Below are 12,040 nucleotides of genomic sequence, written 5' to 3'. Positions count from 1 at the left end.
TGTCCACTGACGATCCGCTCTACCTCAACAACCCCGGCCGGTGGGACATACCCTACGATCCCGAAGCTGCACAGGCGCTACTTGATGAGGCAGGTTTCGGCGGATGTGACAACCTGACTCCTGTCGTCTGGACCGGACCCAGCGGAGTTGGTGTGGAAGTCTGGGACGCTGTTGGCGTCATGTGGCAGACCAATCTCGGCTGCACACCCGAGTTCGACCGCACGGACTACTACGCCCAGCACCGCCCGGGCATCGTCGCAAGGACCAGCATTAACATCTACAGCGGCTGCTGCCCTGGAATGGGAATCTGGCCCATGGAGTGGAGCTTCAGCTCAGAAAACTACCCTGGTGGCTTTGGCGTTGGCATCGAGACGCCCACCCACTCAAGGATCTACACGACCAAGAAGCAGACGTCCGACCCTGAAAAGGTCATCGGGCTCGGACTGGAGCAGCACGACTTCAACCACCACTGGCAGCTGTTCTCCGGCATCGTCCGATTCCCGGACGGCGCAATGTACGACCCCCAGACCGTCTACTGGGATGACATGCGCCCGTTCCAGTGGAACAAGATCGGCGGACTCAGGAGCTTTGAGGACGCAAAGCTCGTCGAGTAAACGTAACCCGCTATAACAACTTGGGCAGGGGGTGTAACGGCACCCCCTGCCCGGCAACTCACCTGCATGGTTGTACCCTCTGACTTCTGACCTCTCGGGAAGGTACCAAGCTTGACCACCTTCATCGTCAGACGACTAATTACTTCAGTCATCGCAATCGCGGCTGCGGCTATGCTCGTCTTCGGGCTGTCGCGAGGACTGGCTGATCCCAGGTACACCCTTATCGGCCAGGCCGGATACGGAATGTCATCTGAGACTTGGGAGCGGCTTGGCCGCGAGTTGCACCTCGACAAGCCGGTGCCGGTCCAGTTCGTCTACTGGATGATAGCTGTCTCGCAGGGAGACTTCGGCAAAGACCTTCATGACGACAAGCCCGTTCTCCCTAAGCTGGCCGAGAAGATTGGCCCATCTGCAAAACTGGGACTGGTCTCTTGGGTCATTGCCACCGTTATTGGCATTCCACTTGGCGTCTTATCAGCCATTAGCAGAGGTTCGTCCCTAGACTATCTGGCGAGAGGATTTGCCCTCTTTGGGCAGGCAGTTCCAACCTTCTGGGCCGGGATTCTTATGATCATTCTCTTCACCGTGTATCTGGACTGGCTGCCTGCCGCTGGCATGGGAGAGGGGATAGCGGTCCGCAACTACATCATGCCGTCCGTGGTATTGGCGTGGTTGCCCGCGGCAGGGTATCTGCGCTTCACGCGTTCCGCCATGCTCGAGGTGCTCGACTCAGAATACGTCAAATTAGCGAAGGCCAAGGGCGTGCCCTACCGATCTATCGTCTGGAAACATGCCTTCAGAAACGCCTCCCTGATACCTCTCACGGCAACGGCGCTCGTGCTGGCCGGATTCATCACCGGTTCGGTACTCGTCGAGGCGGTCTTTGCATGGCCTGGCATCGGCTTCTACGCAGTTCAGGCCGTTGCCACGAACAATATCAACGTTCTCGTCGCCATAGTGCTCATATTCACGGTGCTGTTCATAATCGCAAACTTTATTGTCGACATCATGTACAGCCTGCTGGATCCCCGGATAAGGTACTCATGACCGCGGAAGCCCTGGGCACGAGATCTCCCGGATTTTGGGCAACCGTCGGCCGCGCCTATGGGTTCCTGATCCGCTGGCCCATCGTCCCGATAGTGATTCTCGTTATCCTTGTGCTGATGGCGGTCTTCGCCCCGGTCATCACTGCTCACGAACCGCTGGACGGCAACCTGCGCGAGAGGAATGTCCCTCCCTGGGGATTTGAGACCGGCACCACCAACCACATCTTTGGAACGGACCACGTTGGAAGGGACATCTTCAGCCGAGTTGCCTACGGGTCTCGCGTCTCCCTAATGGTCGCCGCAGTTGCGCTTGTCACCGGCACGATAATCGGCACAGTTCTCGGCCTGATCGCTGGATACTTTGGAGGCATAGCTGACGAAGTCATCATGAGGATCGTAGACATCTGGTTCGCGTTCCCATTCCTGATGATCGCACTGCTCATCGCCGCAGTCATCGGCCAGGGTATTTCCACCATCATGGGGCTTCTCGTACTGCTGGTGTGGTCTAGCTACGTCAGGTACGTGAGAGCGGAGGTACTGACACTTAGGGAACGAGACTATGTAGCCCTCGCAAGAGTCGCAGGCGCGTCCACGATACGAATTCTCATGAGGCACCTCTTGCCAGGCGTAACCAACACCGTAGTTGTGGTAGCCACCTTGCGCGCCGGACAGTTGGTACTCGCGGAAGCATCACTCAGCTTCCTCGGCGCCGGCATCCCACCGCCGACTCCTACTTTGGGATCCATGATCGCCGATGGCAGAGACTATTTGAGAGATGCGTGGTGGATTTCGGTGTACCCAGGGATTACCATATTCTTAATGGTAATGTCTCTGAATTTCCTGGGTGACTGGCTCCGTGACCGGATCGATCCCAGGCTAAGACAGCTTTAGGAACGAGCGGTCCCGGTTATCAGATGACCGACCGAACACCGAGGTCTGAAATGTCTTGCGAAGCAACTCTGCGGCGCACCCCTCTATACGATGTCCACGCCAGCCTTGGAGCGCGATTCGTGCCGTTCGCTGGATGGGAGATGCCGGTCCAGTACGGCAGCATTTTGGAAGAGGCGCGATCCGTTCGCTCAGGCGTCGGACTGTTTGACGTGTCCCACATGGGCCGCCTGGAAATCTCCGGCACGGACGCTGCGAACCTGCTTAACTCGACCCTGAGCGTTAGGGTCGACAACCTCGGGGTTGGGCGAGCGCGGTACAACGTGATCTGTGATTCCAGCGGCGGCATCATCGACGACTGCATCGTGTACAGGCGAGGCAGGGAGCGCTTTCTCCTTGTACCCAACGCTTCCAACACGGATGCGGTTATCGAGTGGCTGGAGGAGTGGACTCCAGACGGATCTGACGTGAGCATGAAGAATGTGACGGCTGACGTCGCCATGATCGCATGTCAGGGGCCAGAGGCCGAAGAGACACTCCAGCGTCTAACTGACTTTGACCTCTCTATTTCGAATCTGAGGCCCTTCAGGGGCAGGACCATGACGATCTGTGGCGCGTCATGCTACGTGGGGAGGACCGGGTACACCGGAGAAGACGGTTTCGAGATCATGGCCCCCTCAGATGACGCCCCGGCGCTGTGGCAGGGCCTGGTAGATCTTGGCGCGGCGGCGTGCGGGCTGGCAGCACGAGACGTGTTGAGGCTTGAAGCCGGACTGCTGCTGCACGGCAACGACATGGATACGTCGATCAATCCATACGAGGCAGGGCTAGGTCGGTTTGTCGAGCCTGACCGGGAAGCGTACGTCGCAGGGAAGGCACTGCGCCAGATAAGAGACGAAGGAACAGCCCGGAAGATGATTGGATTTGCGATGGAGGGCAGGGGCATCGCCCGACATGGATACAAGATAGTCGACGGGGAGAGTACCATCGGAGAAGTGTCCTCCGGTGGGCCTTCACCAACTCTTGACTTGAACATAGGCATGGGCTATGTTCCCACCGAATATTCAGAGCCGGGGACCCGAATCGAAATCGAAATACGCGGCCGTCCTGTGGTGGCTCAGGTGACTGACCTCCCGTTCTACGCTGGCAGTAATGTTTCGGTCGGTGCATTGTGAACCCCTCTATGGCTCCGGTGACTGCCCCACCTTTTGCAAGTGGTGAGAACTCATGAATCCAGACAATCTCAAGTATTCGCGCGAGCATGAGTGGCTAAACGTCGATGACGATGGACTTGCCATAATCGGCATCACCCACTTTGCTCAGGATAGCCTGGGCGATGTTGTCTTCGTCGAACTGCCAGATGTGGGCGGCGAGGTCGGCCAATTCGAGAAGATGGGAGAGATCGAGTCCGTAAAAGCTGTATCGGATCTCTATTCCCCTGTCAGTGGCAAGGTAGTTGAGAGAAACGACACGCTGCTCGAACAACCTGAGCTCGTTAACGACAGCCCTTACGACGACGGCTGGATGTTGAAGGTCCAGATGGACGACTCATCCGAAGTGGACAACCTCATGAGCTCGTCCGAATACGACGACCTCCTGGAATCCGAGGCGTAGTTCGCACTATGGCATCAACCGAATTCCAGTCTCCGTATGTCCCGAACACATACCCGGATAGGCGAGCGATGCTTGACGCAATCGGGGTCGACTCCATCGAGGAGCTGTTCGCTGACATACCGGACGGCTACCTGAACTACGACCTCGATATGCCCTCGGCGCGCAACGAGCTCGACCTCACCCGCTACGCTCGTGAACTTGCTGCCATGAATCGCACACCTGGGGATTACGCCTGTTTCCTGGGAGCCGGTTCTTACAGGCACCACATTCCGGCTGTTGTCAGGCAGGTTGCGGGTCGAAGCGAGTACATGACTGCCTACACGCCGTATCAGCCAGAGGTTTCACAGGGCACACTTCAGACGGCATTCGAGTTTCAGAGCCTGATCTGCCAGCTCACCGGCATGGACGTTGCCAATCTCGGCATGTACGACGGCTCGACGTCTCTGGCCGAGGCCGCTCTCATGGCGTCGAGGATCACCCGCAGACATCGTGCAGCGGTCGTAGAATCCGTGTCTCCTCTCTACAGAGAAGTCCTCAATACTTACGTCCAGGCGCCGGGCATTGACATTGACACGATTCCCGCATCGGCCGATTCCATTCCTGACGAGACCGCTTGCGTGATCGTCCAGCAGCCAAACTTCTTCGGCTACATGGAAGATGTCGACAGGCTGGCGAAACTTGCACACGATGCGGGCGCGCTTCTGATCGTCAGCGTGGACCCAGTTTCTCTTGGCATGTTCAGACCTCCGGGCGAGTACGGCGCTGATATCGTTGTCGGCGAGGGTCAGGCGCTTGGAGTGCCAACGACTTTCGGGGGACCCTACGTGGGACTGTTTGCGTGCAAGCAGGATTACATCCGGCAGATGCCGGGTCGCATCGTCGGCAGGACCGTCGACACGCGAGGCGAGGAAGCCTACGTGCTTACGCTCCAGACACGCGAGCAGCACATCAGGCGTGAGCGCGCGACGTCCAATATCTGCACAGCAGTCGCACTGATTGCATTAATGTCAACGATCTACCTCGCGTCTTTCGGACGACGCGGACTCCGTCATGTAGCAGAGCTCTGCTACCACAAGTCCCACTACGCCGCCAGCAAGATAGAAGAGATTCCCGGGTACTCGGTACCAATGGACGGCACCTTCTTCCAGGAGTTCGTCATGAAGTGCCCGAGCAGCCCATCCGAGATCAACGAGAAGCTGCTGGACTACGGCATCATAGGCGGAGCGGACATCAGCGCCCAGGTGTCGAATGGCATGTTAGTGTGCGTCACCGAAATGAACTCCCGTGATGAGATCGACAATCTGGTCACGGCACTGACCGAGATAGGGGGAGCTTCATAAATGACTTCCCTGCTTGAAAGGGCCGCGCTGGACCGGCGCAAGCTGCTCATGGACCGCAGCAGGTCCGGCCGGATCGGCACGACCCTCCCTCCGCTCGACGTACCGGAGGCACAACTTCCGGAACCGTCCCTACTGCGCGACGATCTGGACCTCCCTGAAGTGTCCGAGGGGGAGATCGTCCGCTATTTCTCGCAGATTAGCCAGTTCAACTTCTCAATAGACCACAACTTCTACCCGCTCGGCAGTTGCACGATGAAGTACAACCCGAAGCTGAACGACGAGATTGCGTCTATTCCGGGATTCGCCCAGATACATCCACTGCAGCCTGTAGCCACTGTCCAGGGTGCCGTCAAGCTGGTGTGGGAGTTGCAGGAAGTCCTGAACGAGATAACAGGCATGGCAGGCTGCTCGCTCGCCCCTATGGCGGGCGCTGACGGTGAACTCGCGGGCCTTCTGATGGCAAGGGCCTACCACCTCGATCGCGGCGACGATAAGCGCAAGAACGTTTTGATCCCCGACTCGGCGCACGGGACCAACCCGGCATCCGCAGCGATGGCTGGTTTCAACGTCGTCACGCTGCCCTCGGACTCCAACGGAAACACCGATCTCGATGCCCTGAGAGACTCCGTAAGTGACGAACTCGCAGGGCTGATGATAACCTTGCCCAGCACTCTTGGCCTCTTCGACACGAATATCCTGGATGTAACCCGGATCGTCCGCGACGCCGGCGGCATTGTGTACGGGGACGGCGCCAACCTCAACGCCATCGTCGGACGAGTCAAGTTCGGCGACCTGGGTTTCGACGTTATTCACTCGAACCTTCACAAGACCTTCACGCAGCCACACGGTGGCGGCGGACCGGGTGCAGGCCCCGTCATCGCCGGCCCCCGGCTTGTCGACTACCTGCCGACGCCGGTCGCTGGCCGGAAGACAGACAACGGAGAAGAGACCTTCTCACTCGATGCCCCATCAAACACTATAGGACGAATGGGGGCATTCCACGGCAACTTCGGAGCCCTGGTTAGGGCGTGGTCATACATATTCACGCTAGGAAAAGAGGGCATCCCGCAAATCAGCGAGGACGCCGTCATAAATGCTAACTACATCCTCAGTGAGCTCAAGGGCTACTACGATCTGCCCTACGATCGCACCTGTATGCACGAGGTGGTCTTCGCAGCGACAAATCTCAGGCGCGAACACGGCGTCCGGGCTATGGACGTAGCCAAGCGCCTGATTGACTACGGAATACACCCACCCACAATGTACTTCCCGCTCGTTGTCGAAGAGGCATTGATGATCGAGCCGACAGAGACCGAGTCCAAGGAGACCCTGGACTACTTCATCGATGTGATGAAGCAAATTGCCGCAGAAGCTGCCGCAGACCCGGAGATGCTCCACGAAGCGCCGCACAACACGCCAAATACACGCCTGGACGAGGCGCGCGCCGCTCGCAGGCCTGACCTCAGATGGCGGCGTCAGGAATAGAATCCATCAGCCGCCAATGTCCCTCCTTCCAGCTAAACCGCCAACCAATTTTCACCAGGAGACAGGAAGAAATATGTCAGAAGTAGGCCAGATGGCCCCAGACTTCACCCTGCCCGCCCACAACGGCGAACCGGTAACGCTCAGCGACTTCAGGGGAAAGAAGAACGTCGTACTGTCGTTCCACATCTTCTCCTTCACAGGTGGTTGAACGCACCAGGTCTCCTCGATGCGTATACACAACGCATCATTCGAGGAGGCTGGCGCCCAGGTACTGGGCATAAGCTGTGACTCCCGACCAACACAGGTGGCGTTCTCCTCGTCTCTTGGATCGATACCCTATCCATTGCTGGCGGACTACTGGCCCCACGGCGCAGTCTGCCAGAGTCTGGGGATACTGAACGAGCAACTCGGCGCACCCTTCCGAGCGATCATCATCGTCGACAAGGAAGGTGTCATAAGGTTCAAAGAGACCTACACTGCCGCCGGCGACGTTAACCCCCAGGCCATATTGGCTGAGGTCGAGAAGCTCCAATAGCAGAGAAATCACCTGATGAGGCCGCCTCTGGCGGTGCGATTCGACGCCGGGGACCGTTCCGGGAAGGCGAGTACATCCAACTCCTCGATCGCCGTGGACGCACGTATCTTGTGCAACTCACGCCCGGCGACCTCTTCGAGACACACATCGGCAACTACCCCACCAGCGACCTGATAGGCCTGACGGAGGGCACGCGGATCGTCACCAACAGGGGCCACCGCCTCTTGGCTGTCAGGCCGACACTTTCGGACCTGACACTCCGTATGCCGAGGATCGCGACGGTCATGTACCCCAAGGACCTCGGAGCGCTCTTGGTGTACGCTGACATCTTCACCGGAGCTCGCGTCCTTGAGGCCGGGGCTGGTTCTGGAGCAGTCACCATGACGCTCCTCAGGGCCGTCGGCGAGACCGGGCGCGTGTACACATACGATGTGCGTCAGGACATGATCGACCAGGCACAGACCAACATCGCGAGATACTTCGCAAACTGGGACAACCTTGAGATAAAGCTCGGCGACGTCTATGAAGGCTTCGAAGAGGAAGATCTGGACAGAATCATTCTCGACCTGCCTGAGCCGTGGCACGTCGTCCCCCACGCGTCAGACCGCCTGATACCCGGAGGTCTGTTCTTCGGATTCATACCCACCGTTCCGCAGGTTGAAGAACTGGTGCGGACCCTACGCCTGCAGCGCACATTCGACTTGATAGAAACGATGGAGATCATGATGCGCCAGTGGAATGTAAGCGGGCGCAGCGTACGACCATCTCATCGCATGGTGGGCCACACAGGGTTCATAGTTACCGCGCGTCGCGTAAGCGAACGGACATCAGAAAGCGACGAATGAACCCTGGCCAGCCTGCAAATGCATGCTGGTTGCGACAGGGCTGCCGAGATTTGCAGTCACCCCTTCGCCCGGGACTAAGTCGGAATCCCGCTGAATCCCGCTGTCTCTCTCCTGGACGAGAACCTTGAACTTGCCCAAGCCCTCAGGATCGATGAGTCGACGCATAGCGCGCACGTTGGCGCGGTGAACTGCGAGAGCGAGCCCCCAATCCCCGAGAGCCTTCTCCATCTGAACGTACCCAAGCGAGTGAAGAAACTCCCCCTGGGTTGTCAGATACACCGGACGAAGACCAACCTGTTGTCCTTCCTCGATCAGGGCTGTAAAGTCGACATGCGCCGTGATGTCCTGCCTGCCAACGCGCTGGTAAGGACTCCCACCCTCCGTATGACGATAGTAGGTCTGAAGCGTTCCCCTGTTCCTCTCATCTGAGTACAGCTGCTCCCGCTCGTACCCATAGTCGATGGTCAACACAAACCCGCGCCGGAGACATGCTGCCACATCGACCATCCACGACCTAAGTCCCATACTGACCTCACCACAGTAGCCTTCCGGAAGCTGCCGTTGCACAGAGGAGACTCTCTCCACAATCCCTGGGGAAGGCGGTTCCACAAGTCGCTCAACGAAAGCACCATCCGTGGCCAGCCCGACATAGACCTCGAACGGTCGGCCATCCTTGACCTCAAACCTGTGTACCGGCATAGCGTCCAGCAGCTCATTCGATAGCACACATCCAACAACGCCGCCAACCGGGAGTCCCGTTGATGAAATCCACTCAATCCTGTTTCCGTCGGAGGCTCGTTCTCTGGTCGCGACTCGGTCAACTGCGACATACATGAGCGTCTCCGAGAATCCTTGGAAATGGGAGCGGATGTATCTGACGATATCTTCCCCCAGCACACCGTCCCCCGCACCAGCTTCAACCACCCAGAATGGACTCGGACAACCAAGCGTACGCCACATAGTTTCGAGCTGCACACAGATCAGGGCGCCATAGGCGGGATGGGCCACAGGGCTGGTGAAGTAGTCTCCACCAGCGCCAATCGGTCCGCGCTTTGAGTAGTAGCCGTCAGAGTGATAGAGCGCAACCTCCATGAATTCCGCGAACGTAATCGCGCCAGAGGTTGAGATGCGCCTTCTAATCTCTCGCTCGGCGCCTGTCTGTTCACTGTGCTCTTTCACATACAAAGACGATTAGCCTCAGTGGCGGGAAATCATGGTCCGGCGATAGATGGCCTTGGTCTGCGGGATGTTTGCTAAAGAAGAAGGGACATTGCCTGTCGCAATGTCCCTTGCTTCAATCTTTCGGTCTCTGGCGTGCCCCGACGGGCTTAGGTCGAAGAGCTCTGCTGCTGCCTTGCGGCGCGCCTCCTCCTGCCATCGCGGTCCCATCCTGAACCCTGAATCGAGTTCTTGAACTCGCGGACCGTGCCGCACACCTTACATCTGCCGTTACTCGTTGGGCCGTTCGGCTGTTCGATCATCCAGTAGTGCTGGCAGTCGCTGTCAACTACAGACTCATCGTTCAATTACTGACCTTCTTCCCTTGTATGACTAGCCTCTCTCTTCGATTGGCACGTACGGCACGTCCATTGGCCCTGTATAGAGGAGTCTGGGCCTGAGCAGTATGTTGTTCTCGAACTGTTCAACGACCTGTGCGGTCCATCCGGGTACCCTGCCCATGGCAAAGATCGAGATAAACAGATCGTCGGGAATCCCAAGCAGGTAGTAGATCGCGCCCGAGAAGAAGTCGACGTTCTGGTAGATCCCCCGCCTTCGATAGGGCTCCATCACCTCAATGACGGACTGGAGAATCTGGAACCACTTCGGCTCGCCCTTGCGTTCTCCGAGCTCCTTCGCATCTTCCTGGAGGTGAACAGAGCGCGGATCAAGCGCCTTGTACACTCGGTGGCCAAAGCCCATCACCCGTCCTCCACCACGTAGGCGCTCCCGAACGTAGTTTTCTGCGTTCTCCTCTGTGCCGATCTCCTGGGTCATCTTCATGACCTCTTCGGCGGCCCCACCATGCGACGGCCCCTTAAGGACCCCGACGCCAGTAGTGACTGCACAGTGCAGGTCAGCCTGAGTGGACGCCGTTACACGAGCGCCGAATGCCGAAGCATTGATCCCATGCTCAGCGTGTAGCACGAAGTCTTTGTCTATTAGCTTCGCGTCTTCCGGCGCTGGCCTCTCTCCGAACAGCATGTATAGGAAGTTCGCGGCATGGCCAAGACTAGGGTCCGGGTCGAGCGCCTCCTCCCCTTCCCTAATCCTGGCATGAGCGGCAACAATGGTCGACGCTTGGGCGGTCAAGCGGACGCCCTTGCGAAGCGTCGCTTCAGTGGAGTTGTCCTCGGTATCTGGATCATAGGCTGATAGCGCTGACACTCCGGTCCGGAGCACGTCCATCGGATGCGAGTTTCGCGTCAGGCGAATCACGTCCAGGATCTCACCTGGCAACTCGCGGGCTGCCTTCAGTTCAGAGTCAAATGTGTCCAGCTCCGCCTGAGTCGGCAAGTGGCCGTACATCACGAGGAACGCTGTCTCTTCAAACGTAGACTTCTCTGCAAGCTCGTGGATGTCATATCCACGATAGAGCAACTTGCCCACGTCACCGTCGATGAAACTCGAGGTGGTCCTGTCTATGTAAACTTCACGAAGGCCACGATGAAGCTGGACCTTCCGTTCTGTCATATCTTGTCCTCCCACACTGCGGCGATGTCTTACCCAAGGGGCCGAGTCATGCCAAGACAGGCTACGGTGAAGGCGTACTCATGAGGGTGTACAGGCTTCAATTTCAGTCGTCCGGTGATGCCCCGAAAAGCACCGGAATTCTAGCATCGGCCCAATTTAGTGTCAAGAATTCTGAACCTGCCATAAACGTAATTTATGACTTCTGATTCATGCTTTCTGCTGCATATGCAACTTGCTAGCCATCCAGAGAACAGACGTGACTAACGGGGCCATACATGCTTTCCACGACTACCGTACCCCCAGGCTGAGGACCCTCCAACACTTCCTGCCTCACCCCTCTACATCACATGGACTCGAGGCAGCGGCTGTCGTCCTTTCACACGTTCAATAGGCGTCTGTTACGTAGTTCACAATTGCCCGGCTAAAATATATACTGTCTTTGAGCCCCATCAGCCTGACGTGTGGGGTCTTTCCAATCCAAACGTCGTTCTCGGGTCGGAGTCGGTATGTCAAATGCAGCAAGTAGAAGTTCCTGAAGTAGTTGTCCTTCGCCTTCCGCTGTACGTCAGAGCGCTCACACAGCTGCAGCGAGAGGGAACGTCAGTGGTGAGTTCACAGCAGCTTGGCGAACGGCTGCAGATGACGCCGGCCCAGATTCGCAAAGACCTGAGCTACTTCGGCAGGTTCGGCAAGCAGGGACGCGGCTACAGCATCGAATTCCTGCTCGAAGAGCTGAGGGATATCCTAGGACTGAACGGAGAGTGGCGCGCCTGTCTAATAGGCGTCGGACGCCTGGGGCGAGCCATCATAAACTACACTGGCTTTGCTCCCGAGGGGTTCACTATTGTCGCCGCATTTGACAGCTCAGACGTTCAGGTTGGCGCATCGGTTGGCGACCTGTCAGTCCAGCCGATGAGCAACCTCCCAAGAGTCGTTGACGAACTGGGAATATCCATCGGCATAGTTGCTGTCCCCGCCGTTG

The 12,040-nt window shown here is 57.8% G+C and carries 14 protein-coding genes; 11 read left to right on the top strand and 3 right to left on the bottom strand.

Annotated elements, in window-relative coordinates; all coding sequences use genetic code 11:
- The 10 genes from J4G14_13065 to J4G14_13020 all read left to right on the top strand — a co-directional run.
- On the top strand, nucleotides 1–614 hold a 614-nt coding region (locus J4G14_13065; protein ID MCE2458721.1), incomplete at its 5' end, for a hypothetical protein.
- 111 nt (nucleotides 615–725) lie between these two features.
- Entirely contained in the window at nucleotides 726–1,661 is a 936-nt protein-coding gene (locus J4G14_13060) for an ABC transporter permease (protein ID MCE2458720.1), read from the top strand.
- Between the two features lie 80 nt (nucleotides 1,662–1,741).
- Nucleotides 1,742–2,551: an ABC transporter permease gene (locus tag J4G14_13055; GenBank protein MCE2458719.1), complete on the top strand. Its 810-nt coding sequence runs from the start codon at nucleotides 1,742–1,744 to the stop codon at nucleotides 2,549–2,551.
- Nucleotides 2,552–2,601: 50 nt separating this feature from the next.
- Nucleotides 2,602–3,723, top strand: coding sequence for a glycine cleavage system aminomethyltransferase GcvT (gene gcvT, locus J4G14_13050; GenBank protein ID MCE2458718.1), 1,122 nt, complete (start codon nucleotides 2,602–2,604; stop codon nucleotides 3,721–3,723).
- A gap of 52 nt (nucleotides 3,724–3,775) precedes the next feature.
- A complete protein-coding gene (gene gcvH, locus J4G14_13045; protein ID MCE2458717.1) occupies nucleotides 3,776–4,162 on the top strand; it encodes a glycine cleavage system protein GcvH in 387 nt (128 codons plus the stop codon).
- An 8-nt stretch (nucleotides 4,163–4,170) separates the two neighbouring features.
- Nucleotides 4,171–5,502 (top strand): aminomethyl-transferring glycine dehydrogenase subunit GcvPA, encoded by a 1,332-nt coding sequence (gene gcvPA, locus J4G14_13040; GenBank protein ID MCE2458716.1) that lies wholly within the window; start codon nucleotides 4,171–4,173, stop codon nucleotides 5,500–5,502.
- A complete protein-coding gene (gene gcvPB, locus J4G14_13035; GenBank protein MCE2458715.1) occupies nucleotides 5,503–6,987 on the top strand; it encodes an aminomethyl-transferring glycine dehydrogenase subunit GcvPB in 1,485 nt (494 codons plus the stop codon).
- Nucleotides 6,988–7,003: 16 nt separating this feature from the next.
- Nucleotides 7,004–7,195 carry a redoxin domain-containing protein gene (locus tag J4G14_13030; protein MCE2458714.1) on the top strand — a complete coding sequence of 64 codons (192 nt, stop codon included), beginning with the start codon at nucleotides 7,004–7,006 and terminating at the stop codon, nucleotides 7,193–7,195.
- 18 nt (nucleotides 7,196–7,213) lie between these two features.
- Complete coding sequence (locus tag J4G14_13025) at nucleotides 7,214–7,522, top strand: redoxin domain-containing protein (protein MCE2458713.1); 309 nt, start codon at nucleotides 7,214–7,216, stop codon at nucleotides 7,520–7,522.
- A gap of 110 nt (nucleotides 7,523–7,632) precedes the next feature.
- A complete protein-coding gene (locus tag J4G14_13020; protein ID MCE2458712.1) occupies nucleotides 7,633–8,367 on the top strand; it encodes a tRNA (adenine-N1)-methyltransferase in 735 nt (244 codons plus the stop codon).
- Here the strand turns inward: J4G14_13020 and J4G14_13015 are convergent.
- The 3 genes from J4G14_13015 to J4G14_13005 all read right to left on the bottom strand — a co-directional run bounded on the left by J4G14_13015 (nucleotide 8,350) and on the right by J4G14_13005 (nucleotide 11,058).
- A complete protein-coding gene (locus tag J4G14_13015; protein MCE2458711.1) occupies nucleotides 8,350–9,552 on the bottom strand; it encodes an SAM-dependent methyltransferase in 1,203 nt (400 codons plus the stop codon). The two genes, J4G14_13020 and J4G14_13015, sit on opposite strands and share 18 nt — an antisense overlap.
- A 143-nt stretch (nucleotides 9,553–9,695) precedes the next feature.
- On the bottom strand, nucleotides 9,696–9,893 hold the full coding sequence (locus tag J4G14_13010) for a hypothetical protein (protein ID MCE2458710.1): 198 nt from the start codon (nucleotides 9,891–9,893) through the stop codon (nucleotides 9,696–9,698).
- A gap of 25 nt (nucleotides 9,894–9,918) precedes the next feature.
- On the bottom strand, nucleotides 9,919–11,058 hold the full coding sequence (locus J4G14_13005) for a citrate (Si)-synthase (protein MCE2458709.1): 1,140 nt from the start codon (nucleotides 11,056–11,058) through the stop codon (nucleotides 9,919–9,921).
- A 513-nt stretch (nucleotides 11,059–11,571) separates the two neighbouring features.
- Here J4G14_13005 and J4G14_13000 point away from each other — a divergent pair.
- The coding region (locus tag J4G14_13000) for a redox-sensing transcriptional repressor Rex (protein MCE2458708.1) at nucleotides 11,572–12,040 on the top strand (469 nt) is incomplete at its 3' end.

The sequence above is a fragment of the Dehalococcoidia bacterium genome (genome assembly GCA_021295915.1).
Taxonomy (GTDB): Bacteria; Chloroflexota; Dehalococcoidia; order Lucifugimonadales; family UBA1123; genus VXRN01.
The sequence above is the reverse complement of the archived record's forward strand: the minus strand, read 5'-3'. Positions and strand labels throughout refer to the sequence as shown.